A 26059-nucleotide genomic window follows, 5' to 3' on the forward strand; every position below is an offset into this window, starting at 1 on the left:
GGCTGCCCGCGTCGTCGCGCGACTTGCGCCGGGCCACGCTAGCCAACCGTCCCGGGCTGTCCCGTGGCCAGCATCGCGGCCAAGAGGAACACGGCCACCGTCACGAGCATCGCCACCACGGCGAGCGTGAAGCCGGAGGTCTCCTTGTTGGCGTCGTCACGCCGGCGCAGGACAACCAGGTAGACCGGCGAGGTGGCAAAGGAGACGAAGATCGCCGCCGCGGCCGCCACGCCCCCGCGCGCGAGCGCGTCGCCGCTCCCGGGGGTGGGGACCCACGCGGGCGGCGCCAGGGTGGGGACGACCTGCGCAACGCAGACCGTCACGAGCGCCACCAGCGCGCCGAGCACGAGGCCGAGGCCCAGCCCCCTGAAGGCAAAGCCGATGAGCGAGGGGGAGTCCTCGTCGTCGGGGTCGTGCTCGAGGAAGAAGCTGGTCACGTAAGAGACCGCGTCGTTGGCAAGCACGAGTGCCGCCGCAAGCGGGGCGCAGAGCGTCAGCACCTCGGGCACCAACAGCCGCCCGCCCAGGGCGAGCTCGAGCGCAAGCGCGCAGAGGGCCCACGGGAGCACCCAGGCGCTGCGGCGCAGGAGCCAGGCCAGGGCGCTCGTGTGGCCGGAGTCGTCGCCCTCGACCGAGCCGCCTGCCACGCGCAGGTCCTGTGCGTGCTCCTCCTCCAGGACGTCCAGCGCGTCGTCCACGGTCACGATGCCCAGCAGCCGCCCGTCGTCGTTGACCACCGGCATGGCCAGCAGGTTGTACTTGGCGATGTCCTCGGCCACGTCCTCCTGGTCGTCCTCGGGGCCGGCCGTGATGAGGTCCTCGGTGGCGAGGTCGGCGAGCGGGGCCTTGGGGTCGGACACCAGCAGGCTCATGAGCGGCACCGCGCCCGCGAGCTTGCCCTCCTCGTCGTTCAGGTAGACGTAGCGGACGCTCTCGAAGTCCTCGTCCAGCCCGCGCAGCAGCGCCACGGCGTCGCCCACCGTGGAGCCCTCGCCCAGCACGGCCACCTCGGAGGTCATGATGCGGCCCGCCGTGCCCTCACGGTAGCCCAGGAGCTGCCGGACGGCGCGCTGCTCCTTGACGCCCATCAGGCGCAGGAGCTTCTCGGCCTTGTCGTAGTCCAGCTCGGAGACCAGCTCGGCGGCGTCGTCGGGGTCCATCTCGGACAGCATGCGGGAGGCGTCGGTCTCGTTCATGCCGCCCATGAGCTCCACGGCCATCGCGTCGTCGTCGAACTCCGCCATGGCGCCCGCGCGCTGCTCGTCGTCAAGCTGGGCGAAGACCTGGCCGCGCAGCCGTGGGTCCAGCCGCTCGATGATGTCGGCGATGTCGGCGGGGTGCATGTCGTCGAGGGTCTTGTGGGAGACGGAGAGCTTCACGTTGGAGAGGTCGCGCTCCACGAGGTCCATGTAGCTCCACGCGATGATCTTCTCCGGCAGCGGGTGGCCGAAGGTGCGCGCCAGCCGCAGCGCCAGGCGCTCGAGCGCCGGGTGGAGGCTGCGCAGCAGGCCGCGCACGCCCACCTCGGCGCCCAGCAGGCGCAGCTGCGTGGAGCTGGTGTCGGAGAGCTTGAGGTCGTTCACGCGCACGACGCGCATACCGTGCGTGTCCACGATCTGCTTGTTCAGGATGTCGCGGGCGAGCAGGACCTCGTCCGGCTGCAGGTAGGAGAAGCGCAGGTCGGTGGCTATGACCTTAAGGCGGACCTCGTGCTCGTCGTAGGTCTCCACGTACTTGCGCCAGGAGATCATGATGGGGGTGCGACCGGGCCCCATGAAGGCCAGGCTCGTGATGCGGGGGAAGACCTCGCCGGTGGCGATGCCCAGGTCAGAGACCGTGCCGACCTTCTCGCCATCGGCATCAAGAACGGGGTTGCCCAAGAGCTGGGACAGGTAGATCATTCGCGCTCCTTACGTGTTGCGTCGGCCGACGCGCCGTGTGGGAGCGCGCCGCAGGCTCATCGACAGTGAGGTCGAGGTTTCATGCGGACCTTTCTCTTGGGTTGCGTTGCCTGAGCCATTGTAGTCCCGCGAGCGAGCGGCCGCTATCATGAACCCAGAGAGAAGGAGGCCTCGTGAGAAGATCCGCAGGCAAGAGGACTGGCGAGAAGGACGGCGAGAAGCCCGACCAGGCGGACGGCACCCCCGGTGCCTCGGCGGGCCCGCGCCGCCGAGGCCTCCTGCGCCGGCGTGCCCCCCGGCGCGCGGGTCAGTCTGCGGGCGGTTCCCGCCGCCCGACCGCCCGCCGCGTGGGCCGCGTGGTTGCGGGCGGGGTGGCGGTGGTCGCGGTGGCGGGCCTGGCGGCGGCCACCGTTGCGATGGCGCTTCTCGGCGACACGGTGAAGTCCTACCTCGGCACGGACGTGGTCGACGTCACCCAGGAGGAGCGCGACGCCACGATGGCTGCCGGCCGCGCCCTTGCCGAGCGCGTGGAGGCCGAGGGCATGGTGCTCGTGCGCAACGAGGACGAAACGCTGCCGCTTCCCGCGGACGTCACGCAGGTCAACGTCTTTGGCTGGGCCTCCACGCAGTGGGTAGGCTCGGGGTCTGGCTCCGGCCAGGTCACGGGGCAGGTCATGGGGCTGCTCGACGCGCTGTCCGAGCGCGGGGTCTCCTACAACACCGAGCTCACGGACATGTACCGCTCCTTCCACGGGGAGCGCGCCTATAAGGCGGCCGGCGCGCTCAACAGCCGGGCCACGGAGTTCTGCCGGCTCTACGAGCCTCGCATCACCGATAGGACGTACTACACGGACGATCTTCTCGCCAACGCGAAGGCGTACTCGGACACAGCGATCGTGGCCGTTGGGCGGGTGTCCGGCGAGTCGGTGGACTGCCCGGACGCGCAGTACAAGGTGAACGAGCGCGGCGGCGCGGTGGACGTGGACGTCACACGCGGCTACCTGGAGCTCTCCGCCGAGGAGGAGGCGCTGCTGCGCTACGTGGGCGCCACCTACGAGCACGTCGTGGTGGTGGTCAACTCCACCAACGTGATGGAGCTCGGCGAGCTGGAGACCATTCCCGGCATCGACGCGGCGCTTCTGGCCGGGCCCACCGGCGAGGTGGGCGCGCGGGCTGTGGTGTCGGCGCTCTGGGGAGACGTCAACCCCTCCGGCCGCACCACCGACACCTACGCCTACGACTTCTCGACGGCCGCGAGCTGGGCGAACTCCGGCGTCATGGGCGAGGGCATCTACACCAACGGCCAGGGGCTCTACCCCGCGGACGGCACGCTCAACGCCAACGTGGGCGTGACGGAGACCTTTGACGCGGTGCGCTTTGTGGACTACGCCGAGGGTGTCTACGTGGGTTACCGCTGGTACGAGACGGCCGATGTCGAGGGTTTCTGGGACGATGTCTCCAACGAGCACGGGACCGGCTATGACGCCGTGGTCCAGTACCCGTTTGGCTACGGCCTCAGCTACACGGACTTCTCCTGGGAGGTCGTGGGCCGCTCGCACGCGGACGGCGCGTGGGTGGGCCGTACGAGCGAGGTCTCGCTCACGGTGCGCGTGACCAACACCGGCCAGGTGGCGGGGCGTGACGTGGTGGAGCTCTACTGTGCCGCTCCCTACACGCCGGGTGGCATCGAGAAGCCGGCCGCGACCCTGGTGGCGTTTCAGAAGACGCGGCTGCTCCAGCCGGGGGAGAGCCAGGACGTGACGGTGTCCTTCTCGCTTGACGACGTGGCCTCCTACGACTGCTACGACGCCAACGGCAACGGCTTTGCGGGCTACGAGCTGGAGGCCGGCGACTACGCGGTGGAGCTCAGGCGGGATGCTCACACCTTGGACGCCTGCGCGGGCGCGCGGACCGTGCTGCACCTCCCCGGTGACATTCAGTGCGCGGACGACCTCGCCACGGGAGCTGCGGTGGAGAACCGCTTCACGGGGGAGGCGGCCGTCGACGGCGTGTCCGTGGACGGCTCTGACTCCGGGGCGGGCATCGAGTTCCTCTCGCGCGCGGACTTTGCGGGGACGTTCCCGCGGACGGGGGACGCGGACCGCACGATGACGGACAACGTGGCCGCCCTGAACCTCTACGGCGAGCAGGATGTGGAGGCCGACGCGCTCTCCTACGCCGACCACCTGCTCACGGACTACTACCAGCCCACGCTCTCCTCCGGCAGGGGCACCTGGCAGCTGGGCGAGAACGGCGAGCTCACGGACCTGGGCCGGGAGCTGGGCGCGGACTACGGCGACCCGCGCTGGGAGATCGTGCTGGACCAGGTCTCCGTGAGGGACATGGAGCGTCTCGTGCTCCACGGCTACCTGGCTACGGCGTCGATCGACGGGATCGGCAAGCCGCTCACCAAGGAGGTGGACGGCCCGGCGCAGGTGGGCTCGTTCAACCAGCTCTCCTACGGCGTGGGCTACCCGGCGCCGATGGTGCTGTCCCAGACCTGGAACGCCGACCTGGCGCGCGAGTACGGTCGGCAGTTGGGCCTGGAGGCCGCCATGCTCGGCGTGGACGGGCTCTACGCGCCGTGTGCCAACCTGCACCGCACGCCCGTCGGGGGCCGCAACTACGAGTACTTCTCCGAGGACCCACTCGTCTGCGGGACCATGGCCGCCGAGGTGGTGGGCGGCGCGGCGGACTCCGGCACGTACTGCTTCCTCAAGCACTTTGCCGTGAACAACCAGGACTCCTACCGCGACTCCCTCTACACCTGGCTCACCGAGCAGGCCCTGCGCGAGCTCTACCTGCGGCCGTTCCGGATTGCGGTGGAGGAGGGCGGCGCCACGGGCCTCATGACGGCGTACAACCGCGTGGGGGCGGTCTGGGCCGGGGGCAGCAAGGCGCTGCTCACGTGCGTGCTGCGTGGCGAGTGGGGGTTTGAGGGCGCGGTCATCACGGACTACGCGGACCACCAGCGGTACATGAACGTGGACCAGATGCTGCGCGCGGGCGGGGACCTCTTCATGGACGGCGTGTTCCGCAACGGCTCCTTTGCCTATGGGATGAGCCAGGAGCAGCTCTCCGCCGCGCGGGGCACGCCGAACGCGGCGCGCGCTACGAGTTACCTGACCAACCTGCGCCGCGCCACCAAGGACGTGCTCTACGTGTGGCTCTCGGCGCGCGAGGCCAACCTCTCCTACAACGAGTCCGCCGCCGAGGCGGGTGCGCCGCAGATTGAGCGGCCCGTGAAGCGGGAGGGCTTCAACTACGTGGGCACCGCGCTGGCGCTGGCGGACGCCGTGGCCGCGACGGCCGTGGCGGTGCGGGCGCACCGCGCGCTGGAGCGGAGGCGCGCGCGGCGGGCGTAGGCGTGCGGGCGCTGCGGCGGGGGCGCGGTCTGCCCCCCGTTGCCCCGCGGCGGCCCTAGTCGCCGGCCGCGGCCTGCTGCCCCCGCGCCGCCTTTCTCGCCGCGCGCCGCGCGCGGAAGAAGGTGCGGAGCTGCTCGGCCGCCTCGTCTGCGAGCACGCCGGGCGTGACCTCGAACTCGTGGTTGAGCCGCTCGTCATGGCTCACGTCGTAGAGCGTGCCGAGCGCGCCGCCCTTGGGGTCGGGCGCGCCGTAGACGCAGCGGTCGATGCGGGCGTTCACCATGAGGCCCGCGCACATGAGGCAGGGCTCCAGCGTCACGTAGACCGTGCAGCCCGTGAGCCGCCAGCGCCCCAGGGTGTGCGCGGCCTCCACCAGGGCGGTGAACTCGGCGTGGGCGGAGGGGTCGGCGTCGTTCTCGCGACGGTTGTGGGCGCGTGCCACCACGGCGCCGTCACAGACCACAACGGCCCCGATGGGCACCTCGCCCTCGGCAATCGCGAGCTCGGCCTCGGCCAGCGCCAGGCGCATGAGGCGCTCGTCGTCCAGCCGCACGTTCTTCTCGCCAGCGTCCATCGGGCCTCCCGGGTCTGCTTGCCTGCCACATGGGGTAGGATACTAGTGCTTGCGCACTCGGAGGAGTGGCAGAGTGGTTGATTGCAGCGGTCTTGAAAACCGTCGAGCGGGCAAACCCCGTTCCGAGGGTTCGAATCCCTCCTCCTCCGCCTACGCCGGCCCCTGGCGAGACGCGCAGGCCATCGTCAGACATCGCTCAAGGAGGAGCCATGGACTGGTTGCCTATCGTCATTGCCCTGGTCGTGATCGTGGCGCTGGTCGTGGTGTGGATCAGCGTCTACAACGGGATCGTCACGGCGGACAACAAGTGCGACAACGCCTGGCAGACCATCGACGCGCAGCTTCAGCGCCGTAGCGACCTCATCCCCAACCTCGTCGAGACCGTGCGCGGGTACGCAAAGCACGAGTCCGCCACGCTGAGCGCCGTCACCGAGGCTCGCGCCGCCGTGGACAGCGCGCCCACGCCCGAGGCCAAGATGGAGGCGTCCAACGCCCTGACCGACACGCTGCGCAGCCTCTTCGCCGTGGCGGAGAACTACCCCGACCTCAAGGCCAACGCCAACTTCGCGCAGCTTCAGAGCGAGCTCGCGGACACCGAGAACCGCATCAGCTATGCGCGCATGAGCTTCAACGACATGGTGCTCGAGTACAACAATGCCATCGAGACCTTCCCGGGCAGCCTCGTGGCCGGGCGCAGGTTCAAGCCGCGCACGGGTTTCGAGGTCGCGAGCGACGCCGCGCGCCAGGCCCCGCAGGTCAAGTTCTAGCTGCGGCGCGGCGCTCACAGGCGGGCCCGGCGGCATGGTGACCGCGGCCTAGGGGGCAGGCCGGGATGCATGGGCTGGACCCCCACATGTGCCCGTCTCCCGGCGAGAAGAGCTCACGCCCCTAGTCCCATCCGCACGCTATGCAAAAAGAGCGCCGGGAGGAGCCTTGGCCCCTCCCGGCGCGTTTCATCTGGGTTGCGCGTGCACCCAACCTAGGCGTGTGCCCGTTAGCCGAGGACGAGCGTCCCCACGTAGACCAGTACGGACATGCAGATCGCAAACGCAAAGGCGTACTTGGCGATCTTGCCGAGGATCTCGCCGTCCTTGCCGGTGAGCCCGCAGGAGGCGCAGCCGATGGCGATGTTCTGCGGGGAGAGCATCTTGCCCGCGCTCACGCCGAGGGAGTTGGACGCCACGAGCCAGGTGGGGTCGGTCCCGATGGCCTCGGCGGCGTGCTGCTGGACGGTGCCAAAGAGAACCTCGCTGGAGGTGCCGGAGCCGGTCACGAAGGTGCCGAGCGCGCCGAGCAGCGGGGCCACGAGCGGGTAGAAGGGGCCGAGCGCCGCCACGAAGAACGCAGCGATGCTCGCAATCATGCCGGAGTAGCTCATGATCTTGGCGCAGGCCAGCACGCCGAGCATGGTGATGACGGTCTTGCTCATCTGCTTGCAGGTGTCCACGAAGACCTGGACCATCTCACGGGCGGGGCAGCGCTGGATGATGCCGCCCACGATGCCGCAGATCATGATGAGCACGCCCGGCGTGTTGACCCAGGTGAAGGTCAGCGTGGCCGTGGGGTCGCCCGCGTAGATGTTGACGGTGCTCGTGAACTGGGAGAGCGGGTCGTGGATGAAGGGGAAGAGCTGGCTGGTGGCCAGGAGCACCACAAAGATGAGGGCGAACGGGGACCACGCGCGCAGCTGGTCGGCCACGGTCTCGGTGGGCGCGTCGGCGGCGCTGCCGGCGCCCTCGGTGGAGCCGGTGCTGAGGAGGTAGGCCTCCGGCACGGGGTGGTCCTTGGTGCGGAGGCAGAACGCAAAGGTCACGGCCAGGGAGACCACGGACGCCACCACGTCGGTGAGGGCGGGGCCGATGAAGCGCGCGGCAAGGACCTCGGGCACGGCCATGGAGAGGCCGGCCACCAGCGCGGCGGGGATGGCGCCCTTGAGCGCCTTGGGGCCGTCGCCCACGATGATGACCATGAGGATCGGACAGGCGACCACAAACGGGAACACCTGGATCGCCTGCGTGAACGCGAGCTCAAACTGGTCGATGCCGGTGATGGAGGCAAGCGTGGTGGTGGGGATGCCGATGGAGCCGAACATCGTGGGCACGCCGTTGGCCACCAGGCAGGCAAGAATCGCGGTCACGGGGTTGATGCCAAGCGCCATGAGCATGCTCGCGGGGATGGCCACCGCGGTGCCAAAGCCGGCCATGCCCTCGAGGAATCCGCCGAAGCACCAGCCGATGAGCAGCGTGAGCAGGCGCTTGTCGGCGGAGACTGAGCAGAGCATGCGCTTGATGGTCTCCATGGCGCCGGTGTGCACCGTGAGGTTGTAGGTGAACACCGCGGCGATGATGACGATGACGATGGGCCAGAACGCCATCGCAAAGCCCTCGAGCGCGGCGGTTGCCATGTTGACGGCGGACATGCCCCAGCCCAGCATGGCACAGACGATGGCCACGACGAGCGCGCCGACACTGGCCACGTAGGCCTCCATGTGCAGGCCGCAGAGCGCGATGACCAGCCAGATGATGGGTGCGAGGGCTAGGACGAACATACCGAAGAGCTCAAGCATGATGACTCCCGTGGTCGTGCGTACAGTCAGCTGCTAAATGTAGCACTCCCCGAACGCTCTCATGCCGCTCGCTGAAAGGTTCTTGACAATTGGTCGCATCTGGCGATAAGAACCTCGCGCTTCTCGCGCATATTTCTTACCCCTGCCACCCGCGGGGCCGGTCTCGTCACACCACCTGGAAGATGAAGAAGTCGAGGTAGTGGCTCTCGGAAAAGCCCCAGAGGATGGGGTGGTCCGGTGCCTGCTGCCGCTCCTCGACCTGCTTGAGCTGCACGTTTGCCTGGTGGGCAGCCTCGGCTATCGCCTTGGCGAGAAGGTCGCGCGTCATGTGCTGCGAGCAGCTGCACGTGGCGAGGTAGCCGCCGCGCGGGAGCAGCCGCAGGGCCTCGTAGTTGATCTCGCGGTAGCCGCGCGCCGCGTGGGACACGGTGCCGCGGCTCTTGGTGAAGGCGGGCGGGTCCAGCACGATGAGGTCGAACGGGCCGCCCTCCTCGCGCAGGCGACGACGGTCGTGTGCCAGTTCGGGCAGGTAGTCGAGGACGTTGGCGCAGGTGAAGTCCATGCGGGCGTCAAGGCCGTTCAGGCGGGCGTTCTCGCGCGCGAGGTCGATGGCGGTCTGGCTCACGTCCACGCAGCGCACGAGCTCCGCGCCGCCCGCCGCCGCGTTGAGGCCGAAGGGGCCCACGTGGCAGAAGCAGTCGAGCACGCGCCGGCCGGCGGAGAGCTCGCGCACCGCGCGCCGGTTGTACTTCTGGTCGAGGAAGAAGCCGGTCTTCTGGCTGTTCTCGATGTCGAGGTCAAAGCGGAGGCCGTTCTCGCACACCATGACGCGCGGGGACTCGGGGACGCTCACGCCCGGGCCGTCCCACCAGCCCTTCTCAAGCGGCAGGCCCTCCTTGGCGCGGGAGGGCGTGTCGTTGCGCTCGTAGAGGGCGGTGACGTCCTGGCCGTCGGCGTGCAGGGCGTCCAGCACGGCGGCGTAGACGGTCGGCCGCAGGCGGTCCATGCCGAAGGTGCCCACCTGGGCCACCAGGACGTTCTCGTAGCGGTCCACCACGAGGCCCGGAAAGCCGTCCGCCTCGGAGAAGACCACGCGGCAGGCGTTGGTGTCCGGCTCCGCGCCCGGCAGCGAGCGGCCGCCCATCGCGGTGCGGCGGTGGGCCCACGCCCACTGCGCCCGACGGCGCCAGAACGCCTCGTCAACGCGGTCGTTTGCGTTGCGCGTGACGATGCGCACGCGAATCTTGGACTGCTCGGACAGAAGCCCCGCGCCCTGCCAGGTGCCGTTCTCCTCAAAGACGTCCACCACGTCGCCGTTCTCGGCAACGCGCCCGTCGGCCGGGCTCGGCTCAAGCCGCAGGACCTCGCCCTCAAAGACCCACGGGTGCCCGCCCGCGAGCGAGCGCGCTGCCTTGCGCGTGACGATGACGTGCGGATACGGGCGGACCTGCTTCATGGCTTGCTGCCCCCGGTTCTTCTCGCCGTGTCTAGGTGCCTAGTAGTGACGGCCGTAGCGGCCGCCACGGGGACCGCGGCCGCGCTGGCGCGAGCCGGCGAACATCGTGCGCGTGGAGCGCTTGGTCGAGCGGCCCGGCTGCGGGATGATGCGGCCTGCGTCGTAGGTGAAGCCGGGGAGGTCCCACACGGGCACGAGCTTCTTGGTGAAGTACTCGATCTCACGCAGGGGGCTGATCTCGTCGGGCGCCACGAAGGTGTAGGCGTGGCCGGTGGCGCCGGCGCGGCCCGTGCGGCCGATGCGGTGCACGTAGTCCTCCGGGTCCATGGGCACGTCGAAGTTCACCACCGCGTCGATGCCGGAGACGTCGATGCCGCGGCTCATGACGTCGGTGGCCACGAGCACCTGAACCTTGCCGTCGCGGAAGCGCTCGAGCGCGCGGGCGCGGGCGGCCTGCGGGCGGTCGGCGTGCATGACGTCGACCTTCACACCGGCGTTCTTGAGCGTCTTGGAGACGTCGTCCACGCGGTGCTTGGTACGGCAGAACACCAGCACGCGCTCGGGCTTCTCGCCAGCCGCTCCGCCGGTCTCAAGCAGGGCGCGCAGCAGGTCGATCTTCTGGCCCTGCGTGACGGGGCAGAGGTGCTCCTCGACGGTGTCCGCGGTCTCGCCCACGTGGGCGATCTCCACCGAGACGGGGTCGGTGAGCAGAGCGTCGATGGTCGACTTGATCGACGGTGGGATCGTTGCCGAGAAGAGCAGCGTCTGGTGGTGCTCGGGCAGCGCGTGCATGATGCGGCGGACGCTCGGCCAGAAGCCCATGTCCAGCATGCGGTCCGCCTCGTCCAGCACGAGCACCTTGACCTGCGCGAGGCTCACGTGGTTGTGCTCCATGAGGTCGATGAGGCGGCCCGGCGTGGCAACCAGGAGGTCGCAGCCGCGCTCGAGCTCCGCGATCTGGCGGTCGAACTTGGTGCCGCCCATGACGATGACCGCGCGTTGGTCGGTCTCCTTGCAGACCACGCTCACGACGTTTTCGATCTGCGCGGCGAGCTCTCGCGTGGGGGTGACCACCAGCGCGTGCGGACCCTTGCCCTGCGCGTCCGCGATGAGCTGCAGCGCCGGCAGCGCGAAGGCCGCCGTCTTGCCCGTGCCCGTCTGCGCGGAGGCCACGACGTCGCGGCCCTCCAGGACCACGGGGATGGCCTGCGCCTGAACGGGGGTCGGCGTGGTGAAGCCGAGGGCGTCGACCCCGGCGAGGATCTGCTCGTTAAGCCCGAGCTCGGCAAATGTAGTAGTCATGGCTGCAAGTATAGTGCATGGGTGCGTTTTGCCGCACGCCGGGCCGCGGTGCGCAGGGCCGCGGCACGCGGGGTGGCGCGGCATGCAGGGTGGCGTCGGCGCCACGCCCCCGCAACGGAATCGCGGAAAACTTGCCGCTACGGGGCGGCGCCCCGACGGCGTCCGCCGTATACTAAACGGGCAAAATAGCGGAAACGGAGACGACATGCCCATTAACATCCCGGATGGCCTGCCTGCCAAGAAGATCCTGCAGCAGGAGCGCATCTTCGCGCTTGAGGAGGAGGTGGCCAGCCACCAGGAGATTCGCCCCCTGCGCGTGGCGATCCTCAACCTCATGCCCACCAAGATCGAGACGGAGACACAGATCCTGCGCCTCATCTCCAAGTCCCCGCTGCAGGTGAGCTGCGACTTCATGCGCGTCTCCACGCACGAGTCCACGCACGTCTCCAAGGACCACCTGGTCAAGTTCTACGATACCTTCGACGCCTTCCGTGACAAGAACTACGACGGCCTCATCATCACCGGCGCGCCCGTGGAGCACCTCGAGTACGAGGAGGTCGACTACTGGGACGAGTTCTGCGAGATCGTTGACTGGAGCCAGCAGCACGTCTTCTCGACGATGTTCCTCTGCTGGGGCGCCCTCGGCGCGCTCTGGCACCTCTATGGGATTCCCAAGCGCCCGCTGGGAGCCAAGCTCTTCGGCGTGTTCAAGCAGCGCCTCTGTGACGAATACAGCTTCCTCACCAACGGCTTCGACGAGGTCCACTACATGCCGCACAGCCGCCACGCCGCCATCGATACTGGCGAGCTCGCCAAGCACCCGGAGATCTGCGTGCTCTCCGAGGGCTTCACGAGCGGCCCGTCGCTTCTGGCCACGCGCGACTTCCACGAGGTCTACGTGACCGGCCACTTTGAGTACGGCCGCGACACCCTGGCCGACGAGTTCTGGCGCGACTTCCACAAGGGCCTGCCCATCCGCGTCCCGGAGAACTACTTCCCCGACGACGACCCCGAGCAACAGCCCCTCTTCACCTGGCGCGCCCACGCCAACCTGCTCTACCGCAACTGGCTCAACTGGGTCTACCAGATGACGCCCTACAACGTGGACGACATCCCCGCGGCCATCGCCGAGCTGCGCGCCCGCGCGACCGCCGCCACCGGTCACGTGGACAAGTTCTGAGACAAAGGGGACAGGTTCCTTTGTCTCATCTCTATGACTTTGCCCTCTTTGTCTCACCGCCATGCGACAAAGGAACCTGTCCCCTTTGACTCATGGCGGGAAGGAGCGAAGCCATGGCGCAGGAACGACTGACCGAGGAGCTGCTCGAGCGTCTGCTGGCGGCCGAGCGTCCGGAGGCCTACCTCGACGAGGGCCTCACCATAGACCGCGACCTGCCTGACTATCTGCGCGAGCTGCTGGCGGAGAAGGGTCTCAAGCGCGCTGACGTGGTGCGCGCCTCGGGCCTCAACAGCACCTTCGTCTACGACGTCTTCCAGGGCAAGAGCCACATGGGGCGCGACAACGCCGTCATGCTGGCGCTGGGCCTGGGCTGCACGCTCATCGAGACCCAGCGGCTGCTGCGGCTGGACGGCGTCTCCGAGCTCTGGCCCAAGGTCCGGCGCGACGCCATCATCATCTGGTGCGTGGAGCACGGCCTCTCCCGCGTGGAGACCGACGACGAGCTCTACGCCCTCGGCGAGAAGCCCCTGCTGGGCACTGGCCCGCTGAAGTAGCGCCGCGGCGGCCGCCCGAGGTTCTTCTCGCCGTGTTACAGATCCCCGTCGGAGGCCATGAGCTCGATGAGGTTGCGGTGCGTGACTCCGTCTCGCTCGAGGGGGAGCGGGTCGAGCGTGAGGAGGTACTGCGGATAGTTGTCGCGCACTTTGGAGAAGGGCCGGTACTCACGCTCCTCGACCGATTTGTCGGCAACGGTCATGGATACCTGGATGTAGCAGTAACCCTCGTCCGCTCTTCGCGCGATAAAGTCGACCTCGAGCCTTCCGATTTCCCCCACGCTTATCCGGTAGTCCTTGGATGCCAGGTACGTGAAGACCACGTTTTCGAGCAGGGGACCGTAATCCATCGTGGCGTTGACGTTGCGCGCGAAGTAGATGCCCGTGTCGGCGAGATAGTACTTCTCGCCTCCCTGAAGGGACCGCTTCGACTTCATGTCAAAGCGATTGCAGCGATAGAGCAGCTTGGCCTTCACGAGCAGGTCGATGTAGCTTGCAAGGGTTTCGCGCTTGATGGATATGCCCAGCGTGTTGTGCAGGTAGCTTGCCATCCCGGTTAGGTTTGTTGGCGCGGCGAAGTTGTTGATAACGTAGGTCATTACCTTCTCGAACGTCGAACGGTTGCGAATCTTGTGCCGAGACCGGATGTCCTTGTCGATGATCTGCCCGACGGCCTCCTCGACATATCGGGCCTTGGCCTGCGGATCGTCGTATTCAAGTGCCTTGGGAAAGCCGCCGTAGCGCAAAAAGTCACGGAAGAGCTGATGGACAGGGGCGGCGGGCTTGCCCAGGAACGCTCGCATCCCCAGGTATTCAGCAAACGAGAGCGTGAACATTTCTATCTCTACGTACCGTCCGGTGAGGTTGGTCATGAGCTCGCCTGAAAGCAGGTACGAGTTTGAGCCTGTGATGAACACGGAGAAGCCGCCGTCAGCGCGATAGGCGCCTACGACCTCCTCAAACCCCTCGACTCGCTGCACCTCGTCGATGAAGAGGTATATTGTGCCCTCGGCGGAGGGGGGCAGACGCTGCTCTATTGCCTCTTCCAGCTGGTCGGGCGTCCTCACGCTGCGCAGGCCGCGCCTCTCTAGGTCAAGATAGACGATGCTCTCCGCTGGGACGCCTCGTTCCTCCAGCTCGGCCGCCACCGTTTTCATGAGGCAGGACTTGCCGCAGCGACGGATTCCGGTTACCACCTTGATGATGTCCGTGTCCTCGACGAAGGGGCGAATCTTCTCGAGGTATGCCGTGCGTCGGTATAGAGGTTGGGTCACGATGGCTTCCTCTCTAGTTATTTCACGTTTAAGAGTAGCAAACTTATAAAAAATACAAAAGTGCTACCCTTAAACAGCCATTATCCCTTCATTCTGTTTGAGGCGCGACGAGTGGTGCGGGCGTTCTTTCGGGAGGCTTCCGCCGAAGTAGCGCCGAGGCGGCCGCCCGAGGTACTTCTCGCCGCGCCCCCGCCGTCCACACCGATTCAGTTGCCAGCTGAGGAATCAGTACCCAACTGAATATACCCTCTAGTATTGTTATGACGCCGAGGAGCAAACGAGGTAGAGCGGGTGAACGACCAGCAGGTCATGCATGCCATGAACATCGATGACGCCTATCACGTCGAACGCACGCTCGCCAGCGGGATGGGCGGCGTGACCGAGCTCGTCACGCTGGACGGGTCCGGCCCGTTCGTCCGCAAGCGCATCCCCTCCAAGCTCGCACGCCGCGGCGTGTGGGTCATGCTTGCCGAGTGCGCCTGCCCGCGCCTGCCGCACGTTGAGGCAACCTACGAGATGCCGGACGAGTTCGTGGTGGTCTGCGACTACGTCCCCGGGCAGAACCTCGAGGAGCTCGTGCGCTCGTCCGGCCGCATGGGCGAGAAGGACGCGCGCCAGATCGTCTCCCAGCTCTGCGAGGCCGCGGGCGCGCTCCACGCGCACAACATCGTTCACCGCGACATCTCCCCGCGCAACGTGATCGTTGCTGCCGACGGCGCCCACCTCATCGACCTGGGGATCGCGCGCTTCAGGTCGGAGGACGCCACGCACGACACCACCCAGCTCGGGACCGTGGGCTTTGCCTCGCCCGAGCAGCACGGCTTTGCCCAGACCGACGCCCGCTCCGACGTCTACTCGATAGGCCGCGTGCTCGGCTACCTGCTCACCGGCGTCATGCCCGAGGTTCCCGACGCCGCCGACTACGAGCGCGCCCTGTCGGACGAGGGGGTCGTGTCCCCGAGGATGCGCGCGGTCATCGACCGTGCGTGCGCCCTTGAGCCGAGCGCCCGCTTCCAGAGCGCCGCGGAGCTTGCCGACGCGCTTTCTGGAAAGGGGGAGCCCTCATCCAGCAGCGCCCCTACGTCCGGCGAGAAGAACTTGGGAGCGCCGCCCGCCCCGGTCTCCCCGGTGACGTCTCCGGCGCCGCGCGCCGCGTCGGGCGGTCGGGGCGGGGCCTCCCTTGTGCGGGTGGTGGGCGGCCTGGTGGTCCTTCTCGCCCTTTTGGCGGGAATCGTATTGGTTCTGCAGGGGACCGGCGTGCTTGAGATGGTTTTGGGTGCCGGCGACACGGCGCAGTCCTCGCAGCCTGCTCAGCCCGATCGGTCGACCGGCCAGGGCGACGCGGCGGGGGCCGGGGCCACCGGCGGCTCCGTAACGGACGCTCCCGTCCCTGTTGAGAACCCGCTTGAGGTTGTGGAGTCCGGCTGGTCCGTGGACGGCCAGGGGTTTGTCCACTACGCGTTTGGGCTGCGCAACAACGGCGATCTGCAGGTCCTGTACCCCGGCGTGACCGTTACGGGGCGCGACGCCTCGGGCGGGGTGCTCTTCTCGCAGGAGCAGATCCTCTCGGTTGTGCCTGCGGGCCAGACGGTTTACTTCAGCTCCCTTGCGGGTTCGGGCTCCGTGCCCGAGACGGTCGAGGTCACGCCCATCCAGCCGGAGGACTACAACGTCGGCCCGGAGGCCGACACGGCAGCCACCTTCACCATCTCCGGCCTGCGCGCCGTTTCCAACGGGTTCGGTGGCTACAACTTCGTGGGCGAGATCACCACCGACAAGGCCGCCGGAGCCGACGACTTTGGCAGCCAGGTTGCCATAACCGTGATCCTGCGCGACGAGAGCGGCGCCATCGTCTACGGCAGTACGGACTTTGCAAGCCGACCCGACGCCGGGCAGACGGCCGCCTTCGAGGTCATGGCGATGGGCGACCTGCCCGCGTACGCCAGCATGGAGGCGTACGCGCTGCAGTGGTAGGGCGGGGGTTACAGCCCCAGCACCTCGCGCCTTTTTGCGACCTCAATCTGCGATGATCCGTCGTGAGCGACCGCTCGCGTAATTCAGTTGGCAACTGAGGAAGTCTCTCTTGCTCCTTTTCAGAATGAAACCCCAGTACTCCACTCACTGTCGGAGGTGGAGCCTTTTGGGGTAACGGAAAGGAGCAAATAAAGTGGCCGCGAAAAAGGCAAGTTTGCAACAAACACTGGCAAGGCTGCTAATGGCCGTTGCTGCCGTGGGGATGGTCGTGGCGTTTTTCCTACCGTGGGCTTCTGCCGGGGATGAGTTTCGTGATGCGGCAGCGTCACTCCCTGACATCGTGTTTTTCGAGCCGACGGGGATGACTGTTGCCGAGGCTACGGATTTGTCCCTGCTCGACTATGCGGGGATGTATGCAGCGTTGGGCGAAAATACGGCTTGGCTCATCTATACGTTGTTGATGTATACAATTTTGATTCTCTCGGCCATCACGGTTCTTCTCGCTGTGCTCGGAAAGCCAATTGGGGCGACGCTGATGGGGGCGCTGGCGTTTGCAGGGTCACGCCTTCTGGTGTGGGACTTCGGCGACCGTGGAGTGCTCCCCAACGGAACGCACGACTGGGGAATTGCCCCAACGGTTTATATCGTTGCGTTTGTGGTGCTCGTGGTTGCATCGGTATGGATGTTCCTGCTTAAGCGCAGGGCAAAGCAACAGGACTCTCAGAAGGAGGCATCGATATGAGGCGAGCCATAGCCGCCCTTGGCGCGTGCGCCTTGACGCTGGCGCTTGTAGCCTGTGGCAACGGAACTGGCGGTCAAACAACGGAGAGCAGCCCAACGCCGGCTCAGACCCAAGGGGTCACTGAGATTAAGCCGTCGCCGGACAAATACACCTGGTATGTCAAAAGCTATGTCGGGATGAATGCGGCGTCAGTTGGATATGAGGCCATTGACGGCTTCCGTCACGAGGCGTATGGCGCAGGGAACCTCAAAATAATCTATGTTGCCGAAGACGGTACCTACATTGACCCAGGCAACGAAGAGCAGCTCAAAGAATATGTGGTAACCGGCCAAAACATTGATCCGAATACGGAGATTAAGTACACCTTTGAAGTTGACAGCGAAGGCGAGGAGTACGACAGCCTCGTCAATTTTCAGACGATCGACGAGATTGTCCTTTCGGTGGCCAAAGTGGGTGAGACCGGCTCGGCTCCCGAGCTCACATCTATCCAGGCGTCCCCCGACAAGTACACGCACTACGTGAGAGATTACGTTGGGCGCAACCTTGCCGAATGCGGGTACTACTCGCTCTCGGGAAATCTGACGGACGCCTATGGTGCCGGATATATATTCTTTGATATTGTGACTGACGACGGGTCCTACGTTGATCCCGAGGACGAGGCAGCGCTTGCGGGCTACATGGTCACTTCCCAGAGCGTTGAGCCGAACACTCCCATTGAGTTTACGTACTCCACTGATAGCGACGGCAACGAGTACAGCAACCTGGTTGACAGCCAGTCGATCAAGTCAATCACGCTCAATGTGACCAAGGCTCCTGATTCCGGGTACCCTGTCGGGGACGCAGCAGATACGGGCGCGGAGACGTCTGAGGATGAGTCCGGGACTTCTGCCGAAACAACTTCCGTTGAGACAAACGAGGGGTCAGTCGATTCCGACGATGCGGGCGTCGGAGACTTCAGGGCATTTGTCGACAGCTACGAGGACTTCATGAATGAGTACGTCGACTTTATGGTTGCGTACAACAACTCGGATGACACTTCGGGAATGTGGTCTGAGTATGCGGACATGATGGCGCGCTATGCCGACATGACGGAGAAGGTTGACGCCATTGATGAGGAGTCGCTCTCGTCTGACGACCTGGCCTACTACACCGCAGCGATTGGCCGCGTGAGCGCGCGGGTTGCGGAGATTGGGCAGTAGCGCTTGCAGGGAGACCGGATGGTATGGTGGGTGAATGCGTGTGGGGGCGTCTGAGACACGCTCCCGGCTTTTGACAGAACCTGCCATTGTTAGTCGCCCCCGTCTCGGCTCAGAGGCGGGGGCGACTTGCTGCGGGCGCCTCTCTAACCCTGCGGACGCCCCGTCTTGCCCTTCGAGATGAGCGCTAGCTTTGAAAAAACTGCCTGCTCCTCCGAAGTTTCCCCCAAACACGAACAAACGTTTGATATAATATAGAAACAGAAGTTCGGTAAACGGCTACGTCGCACCAGCGGGGTCGCTGTGGTTCAAGGGAGAGAGCCATGTCACCAAAACCGTCAGACATCTATCGGCACGCGCTCCGTGACGGCTGGGTTGCAAAGGCGGCAGAGGCTCTCACCGCAGGCTTGAGAAGGGCCGGCGTGTGCTCATTGTCCCGTACCATCGCAGGGAGCTCGCAAGGGCAACAAGCGAGCGCATCAACCGTGACGCGGGCTGGAGCGAGCCATGAGAGTGAGCTATCCGGGATGCTTCGAGAGGAACGAGCTCGGCGGCTACAGCGTCTGGTTCCCCGACCTGCCCGAGTGCCACACGGACGGCGACGATCTTGAGGACGCCGCCAATATGGCCGCCGAGGCCCTTGAGCTTGCGGTCGAGTCCTATCTAGACAACGGTCGCCGGCTTCTCTCCTGGCGCCCCGTGTCCCAAGGGGGCGAGGAAGCTCCTTGTCTCCGTTGACGTGGAGAACCGCCTGGTGACCACCAAGGAGGCGGCTCGGCTTCTTGGCGTGAGCGACGCGCGGGTTCGCCAGCTGATCCTTGCTGACAAGCTGCTCGCGTACAAGCGGGCGGGGGTGAACCTCGTCTACCTCCGCAGTGTGACCAACCGGCTGGGGGCGGCTCAGGCCACCGGCTGTCCCAACGGTACGGTCGGATAGGGATTTTGCACCGCCCCCAGGTTCTTCTCGCCGTCTGCTGAAAAGCTGTTGACGCACGCGCCGCAGCCACGGATGCTTGACCCCACCTTGTTTGGCCCAACCCGACGAAAGGACCAGCCCATGCGCATCAGCAACTTCCTAGACAACGACGACGCCCGGGTCATCGCCGAGAAGGGCCCGTTCAAGGTGGTTGAGTGGCAGCGGGATCTCTCGGTGGCCTACCTCGGCGCCCAGGCGGCCTACTTTGCCGCCGAGATGGGCGTCCGCCGGCGTCAGCTCGTGTGCGCGCTCGACGGTCGGACGGGCGTGACGCTGCAGGCGGGCTTGATGCAGTGGATGGCGGGCGACGTCCGGGCCACCACGGGTATCAAGGGCGTGGGCGACCTCTTTGGCAAGGCCCTGCGCGGCTCGGTCACCGGCGAGTCCGCCATCAAGCCCGAGTACGTGGGCTCCGGGACCATCGTCTGCGAGCCGACCTACCGCCACGTCCTGCTCATGAACCCGCAGGCCGAGATGGGCGGCACCATGGTGATCAACGACGGCCTCTTCATGGCGTGCACCTCGGACATCAAGCACCGCGCGATCATGGTCAAGCGCCCGAGCGCGGTGGTCGCGGGCAACGAGGGCCTTTTCAACCTGGGCCTGGAGGGCAGCGGCTACGTGGCGCTTGAGTCTCCCGTCCCGGTCAGCGAGCTTGTCGTCGTGGATCTTGATGGGGACGAGCTCAAGGTGGACGGTAACTTTGCCATCGCCTGGTCCGACTCGCTCGCCTTCACCGTCGAGCGCAGCGGCAAGTCTCTCGTGGGGTCGGCCGTCTCGGGGGAGGGCCTCGTCAACACGTACCGCGGCACGGGCCGCGTGCTGCTCTCGCCCGTGGCCTCGCTCACGCCCAACCCCAACGCCGGGACCGGCGAGGTCTAGCGCAGGCGAGAAGAACCTATGGCGGAGGGCGTCAGGTCCCGTGACGTGGGGCGTGACGCTCTCATGAGGTGGGTCGCGGCGCCCCCCCCGACCGAGGACACGCACCGTTTTCGGACACTTCAGTCGAGAAGAGCGTCCGGGGGGCGGTGCGTCTTGGTTTTGGCGCACCGTTCTCGGACGTTCCCACTGTGACAAGTGCCCAGACTCGGTACGTTAGAATTTGATGCACTGTTATTGGACGTTCCCGCCGAGAAAAGTGTCCAAAAACAGTGTGTTGGGGTTGGGCGCACCGTTTCCGGACATTTTTGCCGAGAAGAACGACTAACAACAGTACGTTAGAGTTTGATGTACTGTTTCTGGACGTTCTTGACGAGAAAAGTGTCCTACAACGGTGCGAAAACGTTTGATGTACCGTTCCCGAACGTTTCCGCCGAGAAGAACGTCCAAAAACGGTGCGCCGGCCGCCGACAAAGGTCGACAGCCGGCGCACATGAGTCAAACGGGACCTGTCCCCAAGCTGCTCGCTAGCAGGTGGCACCGCCGGTGACCTGCTTGGCGAGGATCGCGTCCTTGTCGATGGGCGCGGTCAGCAGCTTGTCCTGCACGTAGTCGAAGCCGAGGCGCGCCACGGTGTCGGCGAAGCGCTCGCCGCTCTGGCCCTCGTCGCGGAAGAAGAGGATGGCGCGCTCGACCACGTCCATGACCTCCTCCTCGCTGGTGAAGATCTTGTCCAGCGCGCGGCCGTGGGCGGTCTTCTTGCCCCAGCGCCCGCCGATGTAGACCTTGTAGCCGGCCAGGCCCTCGGTCACCGCGCCGAACGGGCAGCTGCCCACGCAGCGGCCGCAGTGGTTGCAGAGGCCCTCGTCGATGGTGATCTTGCCGTCCGGGCCCACCTGCGCGTCTCCCATCGGGCACGCCTTCGTGACCTGGCAGACCTTGCACGCGCGGCACTTCTCGAGGTCAATCTGCGGCACGCGCTGACCGACGATGCCCAGGTCGTTGAGGTCGGGCTTCACGCACATGTTGGGGCAGCCGCCCACCGCGATCTTGAACTTGTGCGGCAGCTCAACGCCGTGGTAGCCCACGTAGAAGCGCTCGTGCAGCTTCTCGGAGAGGCCGAAGGTGTCGATGAGGCCGTACTGGCACGTGGTGCCCTTGCAGGAGACCACCGGGCGCACCTTGGAGCCGGTGCCGCCGGCGTCCAGGCCGTGGTCGCGCAGGTACTGGATGCAGGCGTTGATGTTGTCGTACTTCACGCCCTGGACCTCGAGCGTCAGGCGCGTGGTCATGGTGACCTCGCCGGAGCCGAACCTCTCGCTGGCCTCGGCCACGCACTTCTGCTCGTCGGCGGTGAGCTTGCCGTTGCGCGTGATCACGCGTACGTTGAAGACGTCGTCGTAGCGCTTGTCCTGCAGGCACCCCAGCCCCTTGAGGCGCTTAATCTCCGCTGCGGGGAGCTTGGTACCCTTGCGCGGGACCTTGACCTCGTTGAACGTGAGGCCGCCCTCGAGCACGCGCGTGTTGGTGTAGCCGGCGGCCCTGAGGCGGACCTGCGCGAAGTAGGCGCGCTTGCCGCGGCCGCAGACCAGCAGGATCTTCTCGTCTTTGGTGTGGCCGGCCAGCTCGCCGTCAAGCGTGGCGAGGTTCTCCCAGCTCGCGCCCGGGATGGAGGCGGCGGGCATCATGTCCACCACGGTGTAGTCCGCGGCGACGCCGGCGGCGTACTCGGCCGGCGTGAAGGTCTCGAGCGCCCCGGAGAGCTTGTTCTCAAGCACGTAGCAGGCCGTGACCACCGGGTTGATGGCGGTCGAGAAGGGCGGCGCGTAGCTGAAGTCCATGAGGTCGAGGTCCTCGATGGCGAGCTTGCGGTAGAGCGCCTCCACCACGATGTCGCAGAGCTTGTCGACGGCGCCCGCGCCCACCACCTGGATGCCCAGCAGTCGGTGCGTCTTCCTGCAGGCAATCAGCTTGATGATGAGGTCGGAGGAGCCGGGGTAGTAGTGGGCCTTGTCGTCGGTCACCACGACCACGGTCTCGGGGTCAAAGCCTGCCTCGCGCGCCTGGGCCTCGGTGAGGCCGGTGCGCCCGGCGTTGAGCGTGGGCAGCAGCCGCACCACGCCGGTGCCGAGCACGCCGGGGTAGGGCGTGGGCGTGCCGGTGAGCGTGCGGGCCAGGGCGCGCGCGGCGATGTTGGCCGTGGAGCCCATGGCGCTCCACTGCGGCTTGCCGGTGATGGCGTTGTGCACTTCGGCGCAGTCGCCGGCGGCGTAGACGTCGGGCAGGTTGGTGGCGGAGAACTCGTCCACCAGGACGGTGCCCTTGAACATCTCGATGCCCGAGCCCTCAAGCCACGCCGTGGCCGGACGGATGCCGATGGCAAGAATGACCAGGTCGGCCGGCAGCGACCCACTTGCGGTTTCCACCGCCGCGGCGCGCCCGGCAGCGTCGCCCTCGCCGGTGCGGATGCCGGAGAGGGCGGTGTTCACGAGCACGCGCATGCCCGCCTCGCGCAGCTTGCGCGTGATGAAGCCGGCCATCTCGGGGTCGTAGGCGTTGGGCATGACCTGGGAGGCGGCGTCGATCACGGTGACGTTGAGGCCGCGGCCCAGCAGGTTCTCGGCCACCTCGAGCCCGATGAAGCCGGCGCCCACCACCACGGCGCGACGGCAGTTGTTCTTCTCGACGTAGTCACGGATGCCCTCGGCGTCGTCGGGCGTGCGCACGCAGAAGACGCCATCGAGGTTGGTGCCCGGCACGTTGGGCACGAAGGGCGTGGCGCCCGTGGCAATGACGAGCTTGTCGTAGCCCTCAGCGTGCTCGGAGCCGTCCTTCTCGCGCACGGTCACGGTGTGCGCCGCGGCGTCGAGCCCTACGGCCTCGCAGCCGGTGCGCACGGTGACCCCGGTGAGGCCCTCGTAGGCGGCCGGCGTGTTGACGATCAGCTCCGCGCGCGTCTTGATGTCGCCGCCGATGTAGTAGGGCAGGCCACAGCCCGCGTAGCTGATGTCCTTGCCCTTGGTGACCACGAGGATCTCGGCGGACCGGTCGCAGCGCTTGAGCTTGGCCGCGGCCTTGGTCCCGGCCGCCACGCCTCCAACGATCAGGTACTTCATGTACGCACCTCTCCTTCACTGCGGGCCGCCCCTCGCGGCGCGCTGTCTCCATGGTATGCCAGGGGGCTGCGTGGCGCGCGACGTTTGTGACGGCGGCGGGAAAACGGGGCGCAGCGGTCTGGGCGAGAAGGACCTGCCGCCCCGGAAGCCAGCGTCCCGGCGAGAAGAACCTGCCGCCCCGGAGCCCTCCTCACTCGCAAAGCCCCACACCCCCAGGTTCTTCTCGCCCGCGCCTCGCCCTGCCCACTTGCGTGCCTCGCCGCCGCCTGACGCACGTGGCCCAACCCCGCCGCGGGCACTAGAATGGGAGCCACGCATTCGTTCGGCGGTGCGCCGCCGTGTGACGAGAGGGGTCCCATGAAGGTTGCTATCCCCACCCTGGGCAAGGGCGGACTTGACTGCGAGCGCTCCGGTCACTTTGGCCACTGCGACTGCTTCACCGTGGTCGACGTCGAGGACGGCGAGATCAAGGGCGTGAGCGTCATCGACAACCCGCCCCACGAGGAGGGCGGCTGCATGCGCCCCGTGGCGCTTCTGGCCCAGAGCGGCATCGACGCCATCGTGGCCGCCGGCATGGGCATGCGCCCGATGATGGGCTTTGCCGAGGCCGGCATCACGGTCCTCTTTGAGAACCAGACCCCGGGCGTGGGCGACGTCGCCGCCATGGCGGCGGCCGGCCAGCTTCCGCAGATGGGCACGGAGCACGCGTGCCACCACTAGGGTCTGCCGGGGGACCTGCCGGGCCCTCCGGCGGCGCCCGCAACGCGCCCGCCGCGCCCTCGACCGAGCTCAAGCGTGACGCGCTCGGCGCGCCGAGCCTCGTCTTCGTGGCGCTTGCCGCGGTGGCGCCGCTCTCGGCGTGCGCGGCCAACATTCCGCTGGTCATAGGCCACGGCAACGGCATCGCGGCGCCGCTCGACTTTGCCTTGGTGGGGGCCGTGCTGCTGCTCTTCTCGGTGGGGTTCACTGCCATGAGCCGGCACATGGCCAACGCGGGCGCGTTCTACGCCTACGTCTCCGAGGGGCTCGGCCGGCGCATGGGCGCCGCGGCGGGCTACGTGGCGCTCTTCTCGTACAACGTGCTCACCGTGTGCACCTCGGCGATGGGCGGCTACATCCTCTCGAACAACCTCGCAATGGAGCTGGGGCTGGAGATCCCGTGGTGGGCCATCTCGCTTCTGGGGTGGGCCGTTATCTGGGGGCTCGGCGCGCTCGGCATCGAGGCGGGTGCGCGCTTCCTGAGCGTGACGCTCGTGCTGGAGCTGGCGGTGATCGCGGCCGTGGCGGGGGCGGTGCTCGTGCAGGAGGGACCGGCCGTGCTCGGTGCGCTCTCCGGGGCGCCCGCCGCCGTGCTCCACGGCTCGCCCGGTCTGGGGCTGGTCTTTGCCTTCGCGTGCTTCCTGGGCTTCGAGGCCACGGCGGACTACGGCGAGGAGGCGCGCGACCCGGCCCGCACGGTGCCGTTGGCCACCTACGCCGCCGTGGTGCTGGTGGGCCTGGTCTTTGTGTCGGCCGCCTCGGCGATGGTCGCGGCGCTGGGCCCCGAGGAGGCGGTCCGCGCCTCGCAGCTCGAGAACGCGGGCACGATCCTTCACGGCATCGTGGCGGCGCGCCTGGGCGAGGGCGTGGGGCATGCGTACAACTGGCTCTACATGGTGAGCTCGGTGGCCTGCTGGCTCTCCGCGCACAACGCGGCCTCGCGCTACCTCTACGCCTTCGGGCGCGCGGGGCTGCTGCCGGCGGCCCTCGCCCGCACGCACGCGCGCCGCAAGTCCCCGCTGGTGGCGGGGGTCGTGCAGGCCGCGCTCGGCGCGCTTGTGGCGGGCGTGTGCGCGGCGGCGGGGCTCTCCCCCTACGCCCAGACGGGCGCGGTGGCCTCGGCGCTCGCGTGCGTGGGCATCATGCTCCTCGAGGTCCTGCTCTCCGCGGCGGCCTTTGCCTACCTGCGCCGTCACCGCGGCGAGCCCGGGTTTGCCGCGGGCGCCTTCACCACCACGGTGGCCCCGGCGCTCTCGGTCGTCCTGCTGGGCGCCATGTCCGTCCTGGTGCTGAGCAACCTGTCCGCCCTCACGGAGCAGGACTCGCTGGTCCTCAACGTCGCGCTCGGGCTGCTCGTGCCGGTCGTGGCCGTGGTCGGCTACGTCCTCGCCCGCCGGCGCGACATGCGCGGCGAGCTCCCCGACCCCGCAACCATCAGGGTCGACTCATGAGGGTCGGCCTGGTCATGGCGGGGTGCGCCTCGCCCGAGCCCGTGCCGGCCCCGCTGCTTGCCGAGGCCGCGCATGCGGTGGGGGCGGACGCCGACGTTGCCCTTTCCGCGCGCTCGGGCGGGCGCGGCGCGGGGCCGGGCGTGGCCGAGGCCCTGCTACAGCTGCGCCGCGCAGGTGTGGACCGGGCGGTCGTGGCCACCACGCACCTGGTGGCGGGCGCGGTGCACGAGCGCTGCGTCCACGACGCCGGGCGTGCCGTCCGCCTCTTCCCGGAGCTCCTTCTCGCCCCGCCGCTTCTTGCTGGTGAGAAGGACGTGCGGGCCGTTGCCTCCGCGCTCTTCGCGGCGCTGCCCGCTCGCGCGGGGCGCGCCCTTGTGCTGGCGGGGCACGCCGGGGAGGCCGCGAGCCTGGCCTACCTTGCGCTGGAGCACGCGCTCTGGGCGGCCGGCCGCACGGACGTGCTCGTGGGGGAGCCCGAGGGCCTTGCCCGCGCCGCGCTTCCCGGCGATGCGCGCGAGGTTCTTCTCGCCCCGCTCTCGATGGGGCTTGGCGTGCACGCGCGCCGCGACGTCCTTGGCGGGCTGCGGGCCGCGCTCGAGGCCCGCGGCGTCGGGGTCGAGGCGCGCGCCCTGTGCCTGCTCGACCTGCCCGCGGTGCGCGTGCTGCTGCTAGATCACGTGCGCGAGGCGCGACCGGTGCCGGGTGCCGGGGACGCGCGGGCTGCAGCCGGCGCACCTGCGGCCCCGGCGGCCGACCCGCCCGCACCGCCTGCCGCCCCCGCGCCGCCGGCGCAC

The 26059-nt window shown here is 67.5% G+C and carries 21 protein-coding genes and 1 tRNA gene; 15 read left to right on the top strand and 7 right to left on the bottom strand.

Annotated elements, in window-relative coordinates:
* Positions 1-38: 38 nt before the first annotated feature.
* Positions 39-1901: a magnesium transporter gene (locus H9X80_RS02990; protein ID WP_204792861.1), complete on the bottom strand. Its 1863-nt coding sequence runs from the start codon at positions 1899-1901 to the stop codon at positions 39-41.
* Between the two features lie 173 nt (positions 1902-2074).
* On the opposite strand from H9X80_RS02990, the gene H9X80_RS02995 reads away from it, so the two are divergent.
* Positions 2075-5266, top strand: coding sequence for a glycoside hydrolase family 3 protein (locus H9X80_RS02995; protein WP_342590860.1), 3192 nt, complete (start codon positions 2075-2077; stop codon positions 5264-5266).
* A gap of 55 nt (positions 5267-5321) precedes the next feature.
* Here the strand turns inward: H9X80_RS02995 and tadA are convergent, their stop codons facing one another.
* Positions 5322-5840: a tRNA adenosine(34) deaminase TadA gene (tadA, locus tag H9X80_RS03000; protein ID WP_204792862.1), complete on the bottom strand. Its 519-nt coding sequence runs from the start codon at positions 5838-5840 to the stop codon at positions 5322-5324.
* Positions 5841-5899: 59 nt separating this feature from the next.
* On the opposite strand from tadA, the gene H9X80_RS03005 reads away from it, so the two are divergent.
* Positions 5900-5989 (top strand) — tRNA-Ser (locus tag H9X80_RS03005).
* Between the two features lie 60 nt (positions 5990-6049).
* Positions 6050-6607 carry a LemA family protein gene (locus H9X80_RS03010; protein WP_204792863.1) on the top strand — a complete coding sequence of 186 codons (558 nt, stop codon included), beginning with the start codon at positions 6050-6052 and terminating at the stop codon, positions 6605-6607.
* Between the two features lie 227 nt (positions 6608-6834).
* Here H9X80_RS03010 and H9X80_RS03015 read toward each other — a convergent pair whose 3' ends face one another.
* The 3 genes from H9X80_RS03015 to H9X80_RS03025 form a co-directional block, all read right to left on the bottom strand.
* A complete protein-coding gene (locus H9X80_RS03015) occupies positions 6835-8406 on the bottom strand; it encodes an L-lactate permease (protein ID WP_204792864.1) in 1572 nt (523 codons plus the stop codon).
* A gap of 166 nt (positions 8407-8572) precedes the next feature.
* Positions 8573-9862, bottom strand: a complete 1290-nt coding sequence (locus H9X80_RS03020; protein ID WP_204792865.1) for a class I SAM-dependent rRNA methyltransferase — start codon at positions 9860-9862, stop codon at positions 8573-8575.
* A gap of 39 nt (positions 9863-9901) precedes the next feature.
* Positions 9902-11164, bottom strand: a complete 1263-nt coding sequence (locus H9X80_RS03025) for a DEAD/DEAH box helicase (RefSeq protein ID WP_204792866.1) — start codon at positions 11162-11164, stop codon at positions 9902-9904.
* Between the two features lie 205 nt (positions 11165-11369).
* Between H9X80_RS03025 and H9X80_RS03030 the strand changes: the two genes are divergently transcribed.
* A complete protein-coding gene (locus H9X80_RS03030; RefSeq protein WP_204792867.1) occupies positions 11370-12344 on the top strand; it encodes a homoserine O-succinyltransferase in 975 nt (324 codons plus the stop codon).
* A gap of 113 nt (positions 12345-12457) precedes the next feature.
* Positions 12458-12898 (top strand): helix-turn-helix domain-containing protein, encoded by a 441-nt coding sequence (locus tag H9X80_RS03035; protein ID WP_239471488.1) that lies wholly within the window; start codon positions 12458-12460, stop codon positions 12896-12898.
* Between the two features lie 35 nt (positions 12899-12933).
* Here H9X80_RS03035 and H9X80_RS09345 read toward each other — a convergent pair whose 3' ends face one another.
* Entirely contained in the window at positions 12934-14172 is a 1239-nt protein-coding gene (locus H9X80_RS09345; protein WP_204792868.1) for an AAA family ATPase, read from the bottom strand.
* Positions 14173-14463: 291 nt separating this feature from the next.
* On the opposite strand from H9X80_RS09345, the gene H9X80_RS03045 reads away from it, so the two are divergent.
* The 7 genes from H9X80_RS03045 (at position 14464) to H9X80_RS03075 (ending at position 19942) form a co-directional block, all read left to right on the top strand.
* Positions 14464-16146: a protein kinase domain-containing protein gene (locus tag H9X80_RS03045; protein ID WP_204792869.1), complete on the top strand. Its 1683-nt coding sequence runs from the start codon at positions 14464-14466 to the stop codon at positions 16144-16146.
* Positions 16147-16339: 193 nt separating this feature from the next.
* Positions 16340-16888, top strand: coding sequence for a hypothetical protein (locus H9X80_RS03050; RefSeq protein WP_204792870.1), 549 nt, complete (start codon positions 16340-16342; stop codon positions 16886-16888).
* Complete coding sequence (locus H9X80_RS03055) at positions 16885-18087, top strand: DUF6591 domain-containing protein (protein WP_204792871.1); 1203 nt, start codon at positions 16885-16887, stop codon at positions 18085-18087. The genes H9X80_RS03050 and H9X80_RS03055 overlap by 4 nt, the downstream gene beginning before the upstream one ends.
* Positions 18088-18454: 367 nt before the next feature.
* On the top strand, positions 18455-18595 hold the full coding sequence (locus H9X80_RS09420; protein WP_204792897.1) for a type II toxin-antitoxin system HicA family toxin: 141 nt from the start codon (positions 18455-18457) through the stop codon (positions 18593-18595).
* Positions 18592-18822 (top strand): type II toxin-antitoxin system HicB family antitoxin, encoded by a 231-nt coding sequence (locus tag H9X80_RS03065; protein WP_204792872.1) that lies wholly within the window; start codon positions 18592-18594, stop codon positions 18820-18822. The genes H9X80_RS09420 and H9X80_RS03065 overlap by 4 nt, the downstream gene beginning before the upstream one ends.
* A 16-nt stretch (positions 18823-18838) precedes the next feature.
* Complete coding sequence (locus H9X80_RS03070; RefSeq protein ID WP_204792873.1) at positions 18839-19021, top strand: helix-turn-helix domain-containing protein; 183 nt, start codon at positions 18839-18841, stop codon at positions 19019-19021.
* 120 nt (positions 19022-19141) lie between these two features.
* Positions 19142-19942 (top strand): AIM24 family protein, encoded by an 801-nt coding sequence (locus tag H9X80_RS03075; RefSeq protein ID WP_204792874.1) that lies wholly within the window; start codon positions 19142-19144, stop codon positions 19940-19942.
* A gap of 524 nt (positions 19943-20466) precedes the next feature.
* On the opposite strand, the gene H9X80_RS03080 is transcribed toward H9X80_RS03075, so the two are convergent.
* Positions 20467-23055, bottom strand: coding sequence for an FAD-dependent oxidoreductase (locus H9X80_RS03080; RefSeq protein WP_204792875.1), 2589 nt, complete (start codon positions 23053-23055; stop codon positions 20467-20469).
* A gap of 357 nt (positions 23056-23412) precedes the next feature.
* Between H9X80_RS03080 and H9X80_RS03085 the strand changes: the two genes are divergently transcribed.
* From H9X80_RS03085 to H9X80_RS03095, 3 genes are all read left to right on the top strand, one after another.
* Complete coding sequence (locus H9X80_RS03085) at positions 23413-23775, top strand: NifB/NifX family molybdenum-iron cluster-binding protein (RefSeq protein ID WP_204792876.1); 363 nt, start codon at positions 23413-23415, stop codon at positions 23773-23775.
* Positions 23763-25265 carry an amino acid permease gene (locus tag H9X80_RS03090; RefSeq protein WP_204792877.1) on the top strand — a complete coding sequence of 501 codons (1503 nt, stop codon included), beginning with the start codon at positions 23763-23765 and terminating at the stop codon, positions 25263-25265. Before H9X80_RS03085 ends, H9X80_RS03090 begins: the two co-directional genes overlap by 13 nt.
* Positions 25262-26059 (top strand): sirohydrochlorin cobaltochelatase (locus tag H9X80_RS03095; protein WP_204792878.1); only part of this gene is annotated, 798 nt, incomplete at its 3' end. The genes H9X80_RS03090 and H9X80_RS03095, both read left to right, overlap by 4 nt.

The sequence above is a fragment of the Olsenella profusa genome (assembly GCF_016900315.1).
GTDB classification, from domain to species: Bacteria; Actinomycetota; Coriobacteriia; order Coriobacteriales; family Atopobiaceae; genus Thermophilibacter; species Thermophilibacter profusus_A.

Excerpts from the sequence above, each read along its gene's own strand:
- H9X80_RS02990 (WP_204792861.1), bottom strand. The coding sequence starts at position 1,901 with ATGATCTACCTGTCCCAGCTCTTGGGCAACCCCGTTCTTGATGCCGAT.
- tadA (WP_204792862.1), bottom strand. The coding sequence starts at position 5,840 with ATGGACGCTGGCGAGAAGAACGTGCGGCTGGACGACGAGCGCCTCATG.
- H9X80_RS03010 (WP_204792863.1), top strand. The coding sequence starts at position 6,050 with ATGGACTGGTTGCCTATCGTCATTGCCCTGGTCGTGATCGTGGCGCTG.
- H9X80_RS03015 (WP_204792864.1), bottom strand. The coding sequence starts at position 8,406 with ATGCTTGAGCTCTTCGGTATGTTCGTCCTAGCCCTCGCACCCATCATC.
- H9X80_RS03020 (WP_204792865.1), bottom strand. The coding sequence starts at position 9,862 with ATGAAGCAGGTCCGCCCGTATCCGCACGTCATCGTCACGCGCAAGGCA.
- H9X80_RS03025 (WP_204792866.1), bottom strand. The coding sequence starts at position 11,164 with ATGACTACTACATTTGCCGAGCTCGGGCTTAACGAGCAGATCCTCGCC.
- H9X80_RS03030 (WP_204792867.1), top strand. The coding sequence starts at position 11,370 with ATGCCCATTAACATCCCGGATGGCCTGCCTGCCAAGAAGATCCTGCAG.
- H9X80_RS03035 (WP_239471488.1), top strand. The coding sequence starts at position 12,458 with ATGGCGCAGGAACGACTGACCGAGGAGCTGCTCGAGCGTCTGCTGGCG.
- H9X80_RS03055 (WP_204792871.1), top strand. The coding sequence starts at position 16,885 with ATGAGGCGAGCCATAGCCGCCCTTGGCGCGTGCGCCTTGACGCTGGCG.
- H9X80_RS03065 (WP_204792872.1), top strand. The coding sequence starts at position 18,592 with ATGAGAGTGAGCTATCCGGGATGCTTCGAGAGGAACGAGCTCGGCGGC.
- H9X80_RS03075 (WP_204792874.1), top strand. The coding sequence starts at position 19,142 with ATGCGCATCAGCAACTTCCTAGACAACGACGACGCCCGGGTCATCGCC.
- H9X80_RS03080 (WP_204792875.1), bottom strand. The coding sequence starts at position 23,055 with ATGAAGTACCTGATCGTTGGAGGCGTGGCGGCCGGGACCAAGGCCGCG.
- H9X80_RS03085 (WP_204792876.1), top strand. The coding sequence starts at position 23,413 with ATGAAGGTTGCTATCCCCACCCTGGGCAAGGGCGGACTTGACTGCGAG.